This window comes from Caballeronia sp. TF1N1 (assembly GCF_022878925.1).
Classification (GTDB): domain Bacteria; phylum Pseudomonadota; class Gammaproteobacteria; order Burkholderiales; family Burkholderiaceae; genus Caballeronia.
Genome location: NZ_CP084626.1, coordinates 2,002,190 through 2,018,559, shown reverse-complemented (window position 1 = coordinate 2,018,559; position 16,370 = coordinate 2,002,190). Strand labels below are relative to the sequence as shown.

Sequence of the window (16,370 nt, the reverse complement as noted above, 5' to 3'; positions counted from 1 at the left end):
GTCTCATCATTTGACGGCCTGATGTTGACGCTTCGAGCCAGCCTGACGCTTCTTCGCGCGCTTGACGTTGCCGCCCGCGGTGACGCGTTCGTTACCTAGCACTTTGAGCGTTTGTTTGCGGGGTTTCTTGACGGCGGGTGCGTCGCGCGTGATCTTGACGGCCTTGACGATGCGCGGCGCGCGACCCTTGGTCGAACGCTCCTCGGCAATTTCACCAGCGCTCGGCGGCATGGTGCTGCGGGTGCGGGCGGTGCGGGTCTTGGCGGGCGCGGCGCCTTCCGGTCTCCAGATCACGAGCAGCTTGCCGATATGCTGAACAGGTGCGGCATCCAGGCGATCGCAGATTTCGTCGTAGATGCCAACGCGTGCTTCACGCTCGTCGCCGAACACGCGAATCTTGATGAGCTGATGCGCTTCGAGGTGCACGCCGATTTCTTTCAGCACGGCCTCGGTCAGGCCTTCGGCGCCGACGAGCACGACCGGATTGAGGGCGTGAGCCTGGGAGCGCAGATCGGCGCGCTGGGCCGGGGAAAGTTTAAGAGCTGGCATGTGGAATAAGGGACTCGACTAAAATGTGGGCGGCGGGTTTGGCGTCGGCTGGGCGTTGCAGCGCTGTCGGACGCACGAAGCGCGGGCGGTATGGACACGCGGCGCCGTCATGGACCGATCAGATGAAAAGCACCTGAAGTGCTGGGCAAGCCGCCCGAATAAACAAATAGGCCGGAAACGCAAATTTCGAGCGCTTTGCAGCGCACGGGAACCGGTCCGGCCGACAAGACGCGTATTATCCGCTAAAAGCATTGCGCGATACAGCAAGAATAAGCACGCGCGCAAGAGGTTAGTCCCCGGCGCGCAGCATGGGCTCAGTTTGAATGGCAAAGAACCGGTTTAATCATTCGTGGTTGCATGACCACATCAACGACCCTTACGTGAAGATGGCGCAGCGCGAGGGCTATCGCGCGCGCGCGGCGTACAAGCTCAAGGAGATCGACGAGCAGGACAAGCTCATCAAGCCAGGGCAGGTGATCGTCGACCTCGGCTCGACGCCCGGCTCGTGGAGTCAGTACGCGCGTAACAAACTCGCTCAGGGCGCGAAGCGCGATGCGCAGCGCGAAGGCGGTATAGACGGCACGATCATCGCGCTCGATCTTCTGCCGATGGACCCCATTGCCGATGTCACCTTCATTCAAGGCGACTTCCGCGAAGACGCCGTGCTTGCGCAACTCGCGGAAATTGTTGGCGAGCGTCAGGTAGACCTTGTTATTTCCGACATGGCCCCAAACCTGTCTGGCGTGGCGAGCGCGGATGCAGCGCGTATCGAACATCTTTGCGATCTGGCGCTGGAGTTCTCGCAGAACCATCTGAAACCGGACGGTGCGTTGCTGGTCAAATGTTTTCACGGCAGCGGTTACAGCCAAATCGTCGAGAAGTTCAAGCACCAGTTCAAAGTGGTGGCGCCGCGCAAGCCCAAGGCGTCTCGCGACAAATCGTCGGAGACTTTTGTACTCGGGCGGCGGCTCAAACATCCGACTGTGGAACACGAGTAAATCATTTCGGCGAAAAATAGCGATATTTTCGCCGAATATGCCGAAAAACCCCTGTCTTCCGCTATTTGCGCGGTAGATAAACCTTATGGCAGGGGTTTGCGGTCTGGATTAGAATGCTTTGGTGGCGCCGCAAGGTTTATGTAGGCGCCCGTCTATGAGTGAGGAGTGGTGCTTTGAACAACAATATGTTCTCTAAAGCGGCAGTGTGGCTCGTGATCGCACTGGTGCTGTTTACGGTGTTCAAGCAGTTCGATAAGCCCCGCGTCCAGGAAGGTGTGTCCTATTCGCAGTTCATGGACGACGCGAAGAACGGCAAGGTGAAGAATGTCACCGTTCAAGGGCGGAATCTGACGGTCACTCCGGCAGACGGCCAGAAATACCAAATCGTGTCGCCTGGCGACATCTGGATGGTCGGCGATCTGATGAAATACGGCGTTCAGGTTAGCGGCAAGGCTGACGATGAACCCAACGCGCTGGTTTCCGCGCTGTACTATCTTGGACCGACCATTCTCATCATCGGTTTCTGGTTTTACATGATGCGGCAGATGCAGGGGGGCGGCAAAGGCGGGGCCTTCTCGTTCGGCAAGTCGCGAGCGCGGCTGATCGACGAAAACAATAACGCTATCAATTTCACCGATGTCGCGGGTTGCGACGAAGCGAAAGAAGAAGTGTCCGAGCTCGTCGACTTCCTGCGCGACCCGCAGAAATTCCAGAAGCTGGGCGGCCGCATCCCGCGAGGAGTGTTGCTAGTCGGGCCTCCTGGCACGGGTAAGACGCTGCTGGCTCGCGCTATCGCGGGTGAAGCGAAGGTGCCGTTCTTCAGCATCTCGGGTTCCGACTTCGTGGAAATGTTCGTCGGCGTGGGCGCGGCTCGCGTTCGCGACATGTTCGAGCAAGCAAAGAAGCACGCGCCTTGCATCGTGTTCATCGACGAAATCGACGCGGTCGGTCGTCATCGCGGCGCCGGCATGGGCGGCGGTAACGACGAACGCGAGCAGACGCTCAATCAGATGCTCGTGGAAATGGACGGCTTCGAAGCGAATTCCGGCGTTATCGTGATCGCTGCGACGAACCGTTCCGACGTGCTCGACAAGGCGCTCCTGCGTCCGGGTCGTTTCGACCGTCAGGTGTATGTCGGTCTGCCGGACATTCGCGGTCGCGAACACATCATGAAGGTGCATCTGCGCAAGGTGCCGATTGCGAACGACGTCGACGCTTCGGTCATCGCGCGTGGTACGCCGGGCTTCTCGGGTGCCGATCTCGCAAACCTCGTCAATGAAGCTGCGCTTTTTGCGGCGCGTCGCGGCAAGCGGATCGTCGAGATGCAGGACTTCGAAGACGCGAAGGACAAGATTTTCATGGGTCCGGAGCGCAAGTCGGCTGTCATGCGCGAGGAAGAACGTCGCAACACGGCTTTCCACGAGTCCGGTCACGCCGTGGTGGCGAAGCTGTTGCCGCATGCCGATCCGGTGCACAAGGTTACGATCATGCCGCGCGGATGGGCATTGGGTGTCACCTGGCAATTGCCTGAACACGACCGCGTGAATTTGTATCGCGACAAGATGCTGGAAGAAATCGCGATTCTGTTTGGCGGCCGAGCAGCGGAAGAAGTGTTCCTGAATTCCATGTCCACCGGCGCGTCCAACGACTTTGAGCGCGCGACCAAGATGGCCCGCGACATGGTGACGCGCTACGGTATGTCGGACACGCTTGGCACGATGGTCTACGTCGACACCGAACCCGAAGGCATGTTCGGCAAGCTGGGCGCGAAGACGGTTTCGGAAGCCACGTTGCAAAAGGTCGATTCGGAAATCCGCCGCATCCTGGACGAGCAGTACCAGCTCGCCCGCAAGCTGCTGGAAGACAACCGCGCGCGCGTGGAAGCCATGACGAAGGCGCTGCTCGAATGGGAAACCATAGACGCAGACCAGATCACGGACATCATGGAGGATCGTCCGCCGCGTCCGCCAAAGAACCTGCCGCCGCCTTCGGGTGATACGCCTCCGGGCGGCAACAGCGGCACGGAAGTCAAGCCGGGCAGCGCAACCGCGCCGGCCTAAGCTCTCCTAGTCCGATCATGGGCCGGTGTGCATCGCACTCCGGCCCATTTTTGCTTTATGGCTCACGACGGCGCACACATCGGATCACACTTCGCGCGTGCGTTACGCCCCTTGCAGCAATCCAGCTTTTTTCCGACACGCTTGATCACTCCATCTCCCTCCCAGCTTTCAGCGCAGCCGCTGCAATGCGGTCGGTTCACGCTGACATTCGAACGCCCGCTCGTGATGGGCATTCTCAACGTCACGCCTGACTCGTTCTCCGATGGCGGCCGCTTCCTTCCGCGCGATGCCGCTCTGGCGCGCGCCGAGCGCATGCTTGCCGACGGCGCGGACATCATCGATATTGGCGGCGAATCGACTCGTCCGGGCGCGCCGCCGGTTCCGCTTGCTGAAGAACTGGAGCGCGTGGTGCCGATCGTCGAAGCGTTGCGGGACATGAACGTTCCGCTTTCGGTCGATACCTACAAGCCCGCCGTGATGCGCACCGCGCTCGATGCAGGCGCGGACATGATCAACGACATTTGGGGTTTACGTCAGGAAAGCGCGCTCGATGCCGTTAAAGACAGTAACTGCGGCTTGTGCGTGATGCATATGCTCGGCGAACCGCGCACGATGCAACTTCGCGAGCCGGTGTACGCCGACGTCATCGCGGACGTCCGTGCGTTTTTCGCCGAACGAGTCGCGGCGCTGGCGCAGGCGGGGATCGCGCTGGAGCGGGTAAGTCTCGATCCGGGCTTCGGCTTCGGCAAGACCGTCGAGCATAATTACGCGCTGCTGGCGAACCTCGCCGCGACGCTGCCGGTAGGCAAGCGGTATCCGCTGCTCGCGGGAATGTCACGCAAGTCGATGCTCGGCGCAGTCACCGGGCGCGCGGCGAACGAACGGCTTGCGGCGAGCGTGAGCGGGGCGGTTTGCGCGGCGGAGCGCGGTGCGGCGATCATCCGCGTGCACGACGTCGCGGAAACCGTGGATGCGCTGAAAATCTGGCGAGCCACGAGAGACGCCACGCATCACGAGAAGCATTGAAAGAACTTCGGCGAAGGCGCACGCGCCGAATCGATCAACACATGTCGCGGGCCAAGAACAGGCGCCATATGTCCGCGAGGAGGGTCAGCAACAATGGCACGTCGATATTTTGGAACTGATGGAATTCGCGGGCGCGTCGGCGAGGCGCCGATCACACCGGATTTCGTTCTCAGGCTGGGTTACGCGGCCGGCAAGGTGCTCGCGGGAGCGGACCGTTCGCCGCAAAAGGGCAACCGTCCGACGGTGCTTATCGGCAAGGACACGCGGGTTTCCGGCTACATGCTCGAAGCCGCGCTGGAGTCGGGCTTTTCCGCCGCGGGCGTCGACGTGATGCTCGCAGGCCCGATGCCCACGCCCGGCGTCGCGTATCTCACGCGCGCGCTGCGGCTTTCGGCGGGCGTGGTGATCAGCGCATCGCACAATCCGTACGACGACAACGGCATCAAATTCTTCTCCGCCGACGGCAACAAGCTGCCGGACGAAGTCGAACTGCAAATCGAAGCGCAGCTCGACCAGCCGATGGCTTGTGCGCCCTCCGAGCGTCTCGGCAAGGCGAAGCGTCTGGACGACGCGGGCGGGCGCTATATCGAGTTCTGCAAGAGCACTTTCCCGGCGAGCTTCGATCTGCGCGGCCTCAAGATCGTGCTCGATTGCGCGCACGGCGCCGCCTATGACGTCGCGCCGCACGTGTTCCACGAACTGGGCGCGGAAGTCGTGCCTATTGGCGTGTCGCCGAACGGCTTCAATATCAACGATAAAGTCGGCGCCACCGCGCCCGATGCGCTCGTGCGCACGGTGCTCGAACACAAGGCGGATATCGGCATCGCGCTCGATGGCGACGCTGACCGCCTGCAAGTCGTCGATTCCACCGGCCGGCTTTTCAACGGCGACGAACTGCTCTACGTGCTGGTCAAGGACCGCATTGCGACGGACGGCAAGGTGGATGGCGCGGTCGGCACGCTGATGACCAACATGGCCGTGGAAGTGGCGTTGAAAGAGGCGGGCGTGAAGTTCGTGCGCGCGGCCGTCGGCGACCGTTACGTGCTCGAAAAGCTGCGCGAGAACGGCTGGCAACTCGGTGCGGAAGGCTCGGGCCACATTCTTTCGCTCGACCGGCATTCCACGGGCGACGGCATCGTGTCCGCGCTACTTGTGCTCGCCGCCATCAAGCGCGGTGGCAAATCCCTCGCGGACATGCTCGACGGCGTCAGCCTGTTTCCGCAGAAACTGATCAACGTGCGCATGAGTCCGAACGCGGACTGGAAAAATAATGCGGCCATTCGCCGCGCGATCGAAGATGCCGAGCGGGCCCTCGAATCGCACGGGCGGGTACTGATTCGCGCCTCGGGAACCGAACCGGTACTGCGCGTCATGGTGGAAGCGGCGGCGCATCAGGATGCGGTTAGACACGCGGAAACGATTGCTCAGGTCGTGAAGGACGCAACTTCGTAGACGATCCCTAAAGCGCGTCACGTCTCACCAAAAGCGGACTACGGTCCGCTTTTTCTTTGGTTACAAGCCAACGCACGTTCGACTTTCAGTGCGTAAGCGCAATGACACGCGGCGTTCATCAAACGTCACGGTACTGTCACGAAGAGTGCCTATATTTCGCCGTGTCGGTTCTCTCGCTACACGCTCACACACTCTGGAGGTCTCATGAAATTGATGCAATCCGCGCTGGCCGGCGTCATCGGCGCAATGTTCGCCGTCTCCGCATTCGCCACGGATATCACCGGCGCGGGCAGCACCTTCGCAGCTCCCATCTACACCAAGTGGGCTGACGCCTACCAAAAAACGGGCGGCGGCAAGGTGAACTATCAAGGCATCGGCTCGTCGGGCGGCGTCAAACAGATCATCGCGAAGACGGTGGATTTCGCGGGCTCGGACGCACCGCTGAAAGATGAAGAACTCACGAAGGAAGGCCTGTTCCAGTTCCCGACGGTCGTCGGCGGCGTGGTGCCGGTCATCAACGTGCCGGGCGTGAAGGCCGGTGAAGTGACGCTGTCGGGCGAAGTGCTCGGCGACATCTACCTGGGCAAGATCAAGAAGTGGAACGACCCGGCTATCGCCGCGCTGAACCCGAAGGTCAAGCTGCCGGATACCGACATCGCCGTGGTGCGCCGCGCCGACGGATCGGGCACGAGCTTCATCTGGACGAACTATCTGTCGAAAGTGAATCCCGAGTGGAAGTCGAAGGTCGGCGAAGGTTCGACGGTCAACTGGCCGACGGGCACGGGCGGCAAGGGCAACGACGGCGTCGCGGCGTTCGTGCAGCGTCTGCCGGGCGCGATCGGCTACGTGGAGTGGGCGTATGCCAAGCAGAACAAGATGACCTACGTGGGTCTCAAGAACGCGGCTGGCACGGTCGTCGAGCCGAAGACGGAAACCTTCAAGGCGGCGGCTGCCGGCGCGGACTGGTCGAAGTCGTTCTACCAGATCCTCACGAACGAGTCGGGCCAGAACGCATGGCCGATCGTCGGTGCAACGTTCGTTCTGCTGCACGCCACGCAGGACAAGGCGCCGCAAGGCACGGAAACGCTGAAGTTCTTCGACTGGGCGTTCAAGAACGGCAACCAAGCCGCGAACGATCTCGACTACATCTCGCTGCCGGATTCGGTCGTCGCCGAAATCCGCACGCAATGGAAGGCGAAGGTCAAGGACGCGTCGGGCAAGGCGGTTGCGCAGTAAGCGGTACCATGGTCTGAAACTGTCCTAAGCTCTTGAAGTCAGGACGGAAATGCAGTGCAGGCAATGCCGCGCGGCACGTCGAATGACGTGCCGCGCGCTCTGACAAGCAGCACAACCAAGGCTCCCATGTCGGACATCAACTTAGCGTCGGCACCGCCGGCCGCGCATACGCAGCGCGCGCCGAGCCGTTTCGGCGACATCATATTCGGCGGCATCACGCGGCTCGCGGCCGTGGTGACGTTGCTTCTGCTTGGCGGCATCATCGTTTCGCTCGTCATTGCGTCGATGCCGACCATCGAAAAGTTCGGACTCAGCTTTCTCTGGCGCGCGGAGTGGGACCCACAGACCGATAGCTTCGGCGCGCTCGTGCCGATCTACGGCACCATTGCCACGTCGATCATCGCGCTCATCATCGCCGTGCCGGTGAGCTTCGGCATTGCGCTCTTCCTCACGGAACTCTCGCCAGCGTGGCTGCGCCGGCCGCTCGGTGTCGCCATCGAATTGCTCGCGGCGATTCCCTCGATCGTATACGGCATGTGGGGTCTGCTCGTGTTCGCGCCGATCTTCGCGGAATACTTCGAAAAGCCGCTCGGCCATCTGCTCGGCGACGTGCCAGTCATCGGCATGTTCTTCAAGGGCGCGCCTATCGGTATCGGCATTCTGTGCGCGGGCGTGATCCTCGCCATCATGATCATTCCGTACATTGCCTCGGTGATGCGCGACGTCTTCGAAGTCACGCCCGTGCTTCTCAAGGAATCGGCATACGGCATCGGCTGCACGACCTGGGAAGTGATGTGGAAGATCGTGTTGCCGTACACGCGCGCCGGTGTGATCGGCGGCGTGATGCTCGGCCTCGGCCGCGCGCTCGGCGAGACCATGGCGGTGACGTTCGTGATCGGCAACACCAATCTGCTCGACAACGTGTCGCTGTTCTCGCCGGGCAACAGCATCACCTCGGCGCTCGCCAACGAATTCGCCGAAGCAAGCCCCGGCCTGCATACGTCGGCGCTGATGGAACTCGGGCTCATCCTGTTCGTGATCACGTTCGTCGTGCTCGCGTTGTCCAAGCTGATGCTGCTGCGCATGGAACGCGGGGAGGGAGTCAAGTGAGCCGTCCCGCCACCTTCAATCAGGACCCCGACCGCGTGGACGCCACGCGCAAGAAGCTGCAGAGCCGTCGACGCGGCACCAATGCGATCGCGCTGACGCTCTCGCTGGCCGCGATGGCTTTCGGCCTTCTGTGGCTCGTGTGGATTCTCTTCACGACGCTTAAGCTCGGCGTCGCGGGCCTGTCGCTCGAACTCTTCACGCAGTCGACGCCGCCGCCGAACACCGATGGCGGCGGTCTTGCCAACGCTATCGTCGGCAGTCTGATGCTCGTCATCATCGCCACGTTCATCGGCACGCCGCTCGGCATTCTGGCGGGCGTCTATCTCGCGGAATATGGCCAGAAGCGTTGGCTTGCGAGCGTCACGCGCTTCATCAACGACATTCTGTTGTCGGCGCCTTCCATCGTCGTGGGCTTGTTCGTGTATGCGCTCGTCGTCGCGAAGATGGGTCGCTTCTCGGGATGGGCCGGCGTGATCGCGCTCGCCTTGCTGCAGATTCCGATCGTCATCCGCACCACTGAAAACATGCTGAAGCTCGTGCCGAACGCGCTGCGCGAAGCGGCTTTCGCGCTCGGCACGCCCAAGTGGAAGATGGTGATGTCGATCACGCTGAAGGCGTCGATTGGCGGCATCGTCACGGGCGTGTTGCTGGCGGTCGCGCGGATTGCCGGCGAAACCGCGCCGCTGCTCTTCACGTCGCTGTCGAATCAGTTTTTCTCGTGGGACATGAATCAGCCGGTGGCGAACCTTCCGGTCACGATCTACAAGTTCGCGATGAGCCCGTTCCCGCAATGGCAGACGCTCGCGTGGGCCGGTGTGTTCCTTATTACGCTCGGCGTGCTGGGTTTGAATATCCTCGCGCGCACGATTATCTCGAAGAAATAAAGGCGGAGTGATTCCATGAACATGGTCGAAAGTGGTGTCAACCACCTTGATTCGAAAGCGGATGCGGCGCCCGTCGAGCGTGGTCCCGTTCCTGGCAGCGTGCGTCCGAAGCACGGCTCGCAAGCCGCCGATTCGATCAAGCCGAAGATCGAAGTGAAGAACCTCAACTTCTTCTACAACAAGTATCACGCGCTGAAGAATATCAACCTGCGCATTCCCGAGAAGAAGGTGACGGCGTTCATCGGACCTTCGGGCTGCGGCAAGTCCACGCTCCTGCGCACCTTCAACAAGATGTACGCGCTTTATCCCGAGCAGCGTGGCGAAGGCGAGATTCTGATGGACGGCGTCAACCTGCTCGACACGACGCGCGACATCTCGCTTTTACGCGCGCGCGTGGGCATGGTGTTCCAGAAGCCTACGCCGTTTCCCATGTCGATCTACGACAACATCGCGTTCGGCGTGAAGATGTTCGAACAACTGTCGCGCTCGGAGATGGACGACCGCGTCGAATGGGCGCTTACCAAGGCCGCGCTCTGGAACGAAGTGAAGGACAAGCTGCAGCAAAGCGGCTACGGATTGTCGGGCGGCCAGCAGCAGCGCCTTTGCATTGCGCGCGGCATCGCCATTCGTCCGGAAGTGCTGTTGCTCGACGAGCCCTGCTCGGCGCTCGACCCGATTTCCACGGGCCGTATCGAGGAACTGATCGCGGAACTGAAAAGTGACTATACGGTTGTGATCGTCACGCACAACATGCAGCAGGCAGCCCGTTGCTCGGACTACACTGCATACATGTACCTTGGCGAGCTGATCGAATTCGGCGATACGGAGAAGATCTTCATCAAGCCCACGCGCAAGGAAACGGAAGACTACATCACGGGCCGTTTCGGCTGATCCGGCCAGATCAGGCGAACTGAAACATAAAAGGACTTAAGGAGCACATATGTCCGATAAACATCTGTCGAGCCAGTTCGACGCCGATCTCAACGCGGTGTCGTCGAAAGTGCTGCAAATGGGCGGTCTCGTGGAGTCGCAGATCATCGCGGCCATGCAGGCACTCAACGAATTCGACATGGCGATCGCCGATCAGGTGATTGCCGCCGAAGTGCGTCTGAACACGATGGAAGTCGAGATCGACGAAGAGTGCAGCAACATCATCGCGCGCCGCCAGCCGGCCGCGCGCGACCTGCGTCTGCTCATGGCGATCTCGAAGACCATCACGAACCTCGAACGCGCCGGCGACGAAGCTGAAAAGATCGCGAAGCGCGTGAAACGCATCAACGAAGACGGCGCGGGCCGCGCGGTGAATATCGCGGAGATCAAGCTCTCGGGCGAGATGGCCGTGTCGATTCTGCGCCGCGCGCTCGACGCGTTCGCGCGTCTGGACACGGTGGCCGCCGCGCAGATCGTGCGCGACGACAAAGCCATCGACGACGAATTCCGCGCCTTCGTGCGCAAGCTCGTCACCTACATGATGGAAGACCCGCGCACCATTTCGGCCGGCCTCGACTATCTGTTCATTGCGAAGGCGGTGGAGCGTATCGGCGATCACGCGAAGAACATCGCCGAGTTCATCATCTACATCGTGAAGGGTACGGACGTGCGGCATATCTCGCGCGACCAGCTCGAACGCGAAGCGCTCAGTTAATCTTCTCTCAAAGCAAAAGGTCAAGAGGTGCCGATGCCCAGCAGTATCCTCGTCATCGAAGACGAACCCGCGATCTCCGAACTGATCTCGGTGAATCTGCAACACGCGGGACATTGCCCGATTCGCGCGTATAACGCTGAGCAGGCGCAAAACCTGATCAGCGACGTGCTGCCCGATCTCGTGCTGCTCGACTGGATGCTGCCCGGCAAGTCCGGCATTGCGTTCGCGCGCGACTTGCGCAACAACGAGCGCACGAAGCATATTCCGATCATCATGCTGACCGCGCGCGGCGACGAGCAGGACAAGGTGCTTGGGCTCGAGATCGGCGCGGACGACTACGTCACCAAGCCGTTTTCGCCGAAAGAACTGATGGCGCGCATCAAGGCGGTGTTGCGCCGGCGTGCCCCGCAGCTGACGGAAGATGTGGTTGCCATCAATGGTTTGCGGCTCGATCCGGCGACGCATCGCGTGGCGGCGAGCCATTCCGGCAACGACATCAAGCTCGATCTCGGCCCAACCGAATTCCGCTTGCTGCATTTTTTCATGACGCATCCGGAGCGCGTGCATAGCCGCACGCAGTTGCTGGATCAGGTGTGGGGCGATCACGTATTCGTCGAAGAGCGCACGGTCGATGTTCACATCAAGCGCCTGCGCGCCGCGCTCAAGCCCGCAGGCTGCGATGCTATGATCGAAACGGTGCGCGGCAGCGGATATCGGCTCGCGAAGAGCGCCTGATAAGCGTGCTCTAGTCTCTGCCGCATGTTTATGACGAACCGCGCGTTCGTCGCTTGGACTCGCCGACAACATGAATATCATCTGGACGCGGTCAGTCGTGTCCCTCGTACTGCTCGCCGCGCTCTGTGCGGCGATCGGCGCGTTTGCCGGCGTGCGCGTGGCGCTGGCTGTCGCCGTCGTCATGCTGGTTCTGCAGGGCTTTTTCGCCACCTATCACACACAGCGTCTCTGGCGTCTGCTCGAAGCGCCCGTGTATGGTGAAGTGCCTAGCGCGCTCGGCATTTGGGGCGAAATCTATTACCGCTTGCACAAGCTGGCGAAGCGCTGGCATGCGCAAGTGCGGCAGGTCGAGCAACAGCATTCGCGCTTCATTCAGGCGATCCAGGCTTCGCCGAATGGCGTGGCGATGCTCGACGATCACGATCAGATCGAGTGGTGCAACGCTATCGCCGAGAAGCATTTCGGGCTCGATGCCAAACGCGATTTGCGCCAGCACATCACGCATCTCGTGCGGCACCCGGACTTCATTCGCTATTTGAACTCGCATCATTACGAGGAAATGCTTGTGATGCGCGGCATGGGCGTGAACCGGCAGCACACGGTATCGGTGCAGGTATTTCCTTATGGCGATCATCGCAAGCTGATACTCACGCAGGACATTACCGAACTCGAGCGTACCGATTCGATGCGACGCGATTTCGTCGCCAATGTCTCGCATGAATTGAAGACGCCGCTGACGGTGTTATCGGGCTTTCTTGAGACCATGCGTGAGTTGCCGCTCAGCGAGGCGGACCGCATGCGTTATCTGGACATGATGGAACAGCAGGCTTCGCGCATGCAGAATATCGTGCGTGATCTTTTGGTGCTTGCGAATCTGGAAGGCGATGTGCGTCCGCCTGGCGACGAGTTGCTCGATATGCGCGCGGTGATGCGGCATCTCGAAGACGACGCAGTGAATCTTTCTGGCGGGCGTCATCGGATTGCCTTTCATATCGATGATTCGTTGACTATCGCAGGCGCGGAGACCGAGGTCGTCAGTGCGCTGGGGAATCTCGTTACCAATGCGGTGCGTTATACGCCGGATGGCGGGGCGATTGAAGTCTCTTGGCAACGTGTGGCGGATCGGGCGGTTTTCACTGTGCGTGATAGCGGGTATGGGATTCCCGCCGAGCATATTCCGCGGCTTACCGAGCGGTTTTATCGCGTGGATCGGAGTCGGTCGCGGGATACGGGTGGCACCGGGCTCGGGCTTGCTATCGTCAAGCATGTGCTGCAGCGGCATCATGCGGAGCTCGATGTCAAAAGTGAAGTCGGGAAGGGGAGTACGTTTGTTGTTCGGTTTCCTTCTTCAAGGACTGCTTTGAGGAAGTCTTTGGCGGCTTAGGGGTTTTGTTTAGCTTTCTGGGAAGTTAAGCCGTTTTCTCACGATTTGTTTCAGTAGCCGCCTTCCCGGCGGAGGGGTAACTTTCTTTGCGGCTGCAAAGAAAGTCACCAAAGAAAGCAGCTTAGGAACCGGCTTCTGAAGCACAACTGGTTTCTCGCTATTTACCACAAGCCCTTTGGGCACTTCCCATTGCTAACGTTCGTCGTAGGTCAATTTCCAGGCGCACGCTTCTCTTTTAGGCCGCTTCGAGGAAGCCTTTGGCCGCTTAGAGATCTTTGTTTAGCGCTTGCTAGGAAGTTGTACCGTTGTCTCGCGTTTCGTTTCAGTAGCCGCCTGCCCGGCGGAGGGGTAACTTTCTTTGCGGCTGCAAAGAAAGTCACCAAAGAAAGCAGCTTAGGAACCGGCTTCTGAAGCACAACTGGTTCCTCGCTATTTACCACAAGCCCCTTGGGCACTCCCCGTCGCTCACGCTCGTGGTAAATCGTTAGCACGCACAAGCGAGTAGAGCCTTCGCGCCGCCTAACGAAAAAGCGCATGCGTGTTTTACATGTGCCAGGAGTAGAACACACATACGGTGGCCGACCACAACGAAAAATAGATTATGACGCCCTAATGGTTAACTTTTCACCTACACCCCAAGCAAAGAACAACGAGACAAAAGTCTTCCTTAACGCTGTCTACTGACAAGTCTGTGCTTAACGTAGATTTACCGCCAGCATCAGCAAGGGGGTGTGGTCAAGGGGTTTGTGGTAAATAGCGGGGAACCAGTTGTGCTTCAGAAGGCGGTTCTAAAGCTGCTTTCTTTGGTGACTTTCTTTGCAGCCGCAAAGAAAGTTACCCCTCCGCCGGGGAGGCGGCTACTGAAACAAACCGCGAGACAACGGCTCAAGTTCCCAGAAGGCGCCGGTGCTAGATAAAGCATTCACCACGAGCATGAGCGATGAGAAGTGCCCAAAGGGCTTGTGGTGAATAGCGAGGAACCAGTTGTGCTTCAGAAGCCGGTTCTAAAGCTGCTTTCTTTGGTGACTTTCTTTGCAGCCGCAAAGAAAGTTACCCCTCCGCCGGGGAGGCGGCTACTGAAACAAACCGCGCGACAACGGCTCAATCTCCCAGGAAAAAACCCACCGAAAAACCCACCACAAAACCAACACCCTAAGAACAAAACTTAGCCAACAACCCCAACTGCGCATTGCGAATAGACTTCCCCGACCGCCGCTTACGATAATGCCCATCGCTCTGCATGACCCAGGCAGACTGATTATCCCCAAGACAGACGGATAACCCTTCAGCAATCACCCGACGCTTAAGCCGCCGATCGCGAATCGGAAACGCCACCTCGACGCGTCGAAAGAAGTTCCGATCCATCCAGTCCGCCGACGACAGATACACATCCTCTTGCCCGTTCGCATAAAAATAGAAGATGCGATGATGTTCGAGGAAGCGCCCGACAATAGACCGAACGGTAATATTCTCCGAAAGATCCTCCACACCAGGCTTGAGCGAACAAACCCCACGCACGATCAAATCGATTTTCACGCCCGCATGCGATGCCTCGTACAAGGCAGCAATCACGGTAGGCTCGAGCAACGCATTCATCTTCGCGACGATCCGCGCCCGCCGGCCCGCGCGCGCATGCTCCGCCTCGGCGCGAATCGCATCGATCAATTTCGCGTGCAAGGTAAAAGGCGATTGCCACAAAAGATGCAGCGGAATCTCTCCGCCAATTCCAGTCAGCTGTTGAAAGACATGATGCACGTCCTCGCACATCTGCTGATCAGCGGTCATGAGACCGAAGTCGGTATAAAGACGCGCCGTGCGCGGATGATAATTTCCCGTGCCCAAGTGCGCATAACGCTTGAGCACCATCTTGCCGCCCTGCGAGACGCGCCGCACGATCAACATCATCTTCGCGTGACACTTGTGGCCAACCACGCCATACACCACATGCGCGCCCACCGCTTCGAGTTGCGACGCCCAGTTGATGTTCGTCTCTTCATCGAAACGCGCCAGCAACTCGACCACTACCGTCACTTCCTTGCCATTGCGCGCGGCCTGCATGAGCGCATCCATCAAGGGCGAATCGGTGCCGGTCCGGTAGATGGTCTGCTTGATCGCCATCACTTGCGGATCTTTCGCCGCCTGCAACAGCAGTTCGAGCACCGGCTGAAAACTCTCGTAAGGATGATGCAGCAGGATATCGCCCTGATCGATCGCATCGAAGAGATTGGTCGTGTTGGCGATCGACTTCGGCACCGAAGGAATGTGCGGCACGAACTTGAGGTCCGGCCTGTCCACCATTTCAGGCAGTTGCATGAGCCGCACGAGATTCACCGGCCCGTTCACGCGATAACAATCGCGCTCGCTCAACTGGCTTTCGTCGAGCAGACGCCGCACGAGATGCGGTGGCGTCTCCGCCGATACTTCGAGCCGCACCGCATTGCCCAGATGCCGCGCGGGCAACTCACCCTGCAAGGCGACGCGCAGATTCGTGATCTCGTCTTCATCGACGAAAAGTTCGCTATTGCGCGTGATGCGAAACTGGTTGCAATTGCGCACGATGAGATGTGGAAACAGCTCGCTCACGAAGTGCTGCATGAACGTGCTCAGCAGCACGAAGCCATGCGGATAACCCGACAGCGCCTCGGGCATGCGCACGAGCCGCGGCAGCGCGCGCGGCGCCTGCACGATGCCCATCATGGCCTGACGGCCGAAAGCATCCGTGCCTTCCAGTTCGACGACGAAGTTCAGGCTCTTGTTCAGCACGCGTGGAAACGGATGCGCCGGGTCGAGGCCGATCGGCGTCAGCACCGGCAGCAGTTCGTTCAGGAAATATTCGCGCGCCCAGGCGTTTTGCTGCTCGCTCCAGCTTTCCGCGCCATGAAAATAGATGCCTTCCATCTCGAGCGCGGGCAAGACGATTTCATGCAGCATCACGTATTGCTGATGCACGAGGCGCTGCGCGCGTTCCGAGACGAGATCGTAGACATGCTGCAGCGACATGCCGTCCGGCGAGAGCGAGCCGGGGTTGTCGCGCATCTGCTCCTGAAGCCCGGCCATGCGGACTTCGAAGAATTCGTCGAGATTGCTGCTCGTGATGCAGATGAAGCGCAGGCGTTCCAACAAGGGAACCGAGATATCGGCGGCCTGCGCCAGAACTCGCTCGTTGAAACCTAGAATGCCCAGTTCGCGGTTGAAGAGCGGATAGCGTATGGACATCGGCTGGGAGAATGGTGTCTCGATCGGAAGGGCAAGGGAACGTTCGGATAGTCTCACAGTAAGATGGCTTTATTG

General features: G+C 59.9%; 13 protein-coding genes. 11 read left to right on the top strand and 2 right to left on the bottom strand.

Annotated elements, in window-relative coordinates:
* Positions 1-6: 6 nt before the first annotated feature.
* On the bottom strand, positions 7-549 hold the full coding sequence (locus LDZ28_RS09345) for a YhbY family RNA-binding protein (RefSeq protein WP_244825750.1): 543 nt from the start codon (positions 547-549) through the stop codon (positions 7-9).
* Positions 550-872: 323 nt separating this feature from the next.
* On the opposite strand from LDZ28_RS09345, the gene LDZ28_RS09340 reads away from it, so the two are divergent.
* The 11 genes from LDZ28_RS09340 (at position 873) to phoR (ending at position 13,079) form a co-directional block, all read left to right on the top strand.
* Positions 873-1,547 carry an RlmE family RNA methyltransferase gene (locus LDZ28_RS09340; RefSeq protein WP_244825748.1) on the top strand — a complete coding sequence of 225 codons (675 nt, stop codon included), beginning with the start codon at positions 873-875 and terminating at the stop codon, positions 1,545-1,547.
* A 173-nt stretch (positions 1,548-1,720) separates the two neighbouring features.
* On the top strand, positions 1,721-3,607 hold the full coding sequence (ftsH, locus tag LDZ28_RS09335; RefSeq protein WP_244825747.1) for an ATP-dependent zinc metalloprotease FtsH: 1,887 nt from the start codon (positions 1,721-1,723) through the stop codon (positions 3,605-3,607).
* Positions 3,608-3,832: 225 nt separating this feature from the next.
* Positions 3,833-4,633: a dihydropteroate synthase gene (gene folP / locus LDZ28_RS09330; protein ID WP_244828084.1), complete on the top strand. Its 801-nt coding sequence runs from the start codon at positions 3,833-3,835 to the stop codon at positions 4,631-4,633.
* 93 nt (positions 4,634-4,726) lie between these two features.
* Positions 4,727-6,085: a phosphoglucosamine mutase gene (glmM, locus tag LDZ28_RS09325; protein WP_244825746.1), complete on the top strand. Its 1,359-nt coding sequence runs from the start codon at positions 4,727-4,729 to the stop codon at positions 6,083-6,085.
* A 204-nt stretch (positions 6,086-6,289) separates the two neighbouring features.
* On the top strand, positions 6,290-7,321 hold the full coding sequence (gene pstS / locus LDZ28_RS09320) for a phosphate ABC transporter substrate-binding protein PstS (RefSeq protein WP_244825745.1): 1,032 nt from the start codon (positions 6,290-6,292) through the stop codon (positions 7,319-7,321).
* 126 nt (positions 7,322-7,447) lie between these two features.
* A complete protein-coding gene (pstC, locus tag LDZ28_RS09315; protein ID WP_244825744.1) occupies positions 7,448-8,431 on the top strand; it encodes a phosphate ABC transporter permease PstC in 984 nt (327 codons plus the stop codon).
* Complete coding sequence (gene pstA / locus LDZ28_RS09310) at positions 8,428-9,315, top strand: phosphate ABC transporter permease PstA (protein WP_244825742.1); 888 nt, start codon at positions 8,428-8,430, stop codon at positions 9,313-9,315. The genes pstC and pstA overlap by 4 nt, the downstream gene beginning before the upstream one ends.
* A 15-nt stretch (positions 9,316-9,330) precedes the next feature.
* Complete coding sequence (gene pstB, locus LDZ28_RS09305) at positions 9,331-10,206, top strand: phosphate ABC transporter ATP-binding protein PstB (protein ID WP_370652025.1); 876 nt, start codon at positions 9,331-9,333, stop codon at positions 10,204-10,206.
* A gap of 49 nt (positions 10,207-10,255) precedes the next feature.
* Positions 10,256-10,960, top strand: a complete 705-nt coding sequence (gene phoU, locus LDZ28_RS09300) for a phosphate signaling complex protein PhoU (RefSeq protein WP_244825740.1) — start codon at positions 10,256-10,258, stop codon at positions 10,958-10,960.
* Positions 10,961-10,993: 33 nt separating this feature from the next.
* Positions 10,994-11,695 (top strand): phosphate regulon transcriptional regulator PhoB, encoded by a 702-nt coding sequence (phoB, locus tag LDZ28_RS09295; RefSeq protein ID WP_244825738.1) that lies wholly within the window; start codon positions 10,994-10,996, stop codon positions 11,693-11,695.
* A gap of 70 nt (positions 11,696-11,765) precedes the next feature.
* Positions 11,766-13,079, top strand: a complete 1,314-nt coding sequence (gene phoR, locus LDZ28_RS09290) for a phosphate regulon sensor histidine kinase PhoR (RefSeq protein ID WP_244825736.1) — start codon at positions 11,766-11,768, stop codon at positions 13,077-13,079.
* A gap of 1,152 nt (positions 13,080-14,231) precedes the next feature.
* On the opposite strand, the gene ppk1 is transcribed toward phoR, so the two are convergent.
* A complete protein-coding gene (ppk1, locus tag LDZ28_RS09285; RefSeq protein ID WP_244825734.1) occupies positions 14,232-16,295 on the bottom strand; it encodes a polyphosphate kinase 1 in 2,064 nt (687 codons plus the stop codon).
* Between the last annotated feature and the right edge of the window lie 75 nt (positions 16,296-16,370).

Excerpts from the sequence above, each read along its gene's own strand:
- phoB (WP_244825738.1), top strand. The coding sequence starts at position 10,994 with ATGCCCAGCAGTATCCTCGTCATCGAAGACGAACCCGCGATCTCCGAA.
- LDZ28_RS09345 (WP_244825750.1), bottom strand. The coding sequence starts at position 549 with ATGCCAGCTCTTAAACTTTCCCCGGCCCAGCGCGCCGATCTGCGCTCC.
- glmM (WP_244825746.1), top strand. The coding sequence starts at position 4,727 with ATGGCACGTCGATATTTTGGAACTGATGGAATTCGCGGGCGCGTCGGC.
- ppk1 (WP_244825734.1), bottom strand. The coding sequence starts at position 16,295 with ATGTCCATACGCTATCCGCTCTTCAACCGCGAACTGGGCATTCTAGGT.
- pstB (WP_370652025.1), top strand. The coding sequence starts at position 9,331 with ATGAACATGGTCGAAAGTGGTGTCAACCACCTTGATTCGAAAGCGGAT.
- LDZ28_RS09340 (WP_244825748.1), top strand. The coding sequence starts at position 873 with ATGGCAAAGAACCGGTTTAATCATTCGTGGTTGCATGACCACATCAAC.
- phoR (WP_244825736.1), top strand. The coding sequence starts at position 11,766 with ATGAATATCATCTGGACGCGGTCAGTCGTGTCCCTCGTACTGCTCGCC.
- pstC (WP_244825744.1), top strand. The coding sequence starts at position 7,448 with ATGTCGGACATCAACTTAGCGTCGGCACCGCCGGCCGCGCATACGCAG.
- phoU (WP_244825740.1), top strand. The coding sequence starts at position 10,256 with ATGTCCGATAAACATCTGTCGAGCCAGTTCGACGCCGATCTCAACGCG.
- folP (WP_244828084.1), top strand. The coding sequence starts at position 3,833 with ATGGGCATTCTCAACGTCACGCCTGACTCGTTCTCCGATGGCGGCCGC.
- pstS (WP_244825745.1), top strand. The coding sequence starts at position 6,290 with ATGAAATTGATGCAATCCGCGCTGGCCGGCGTCATCGGCGCAATGTTC.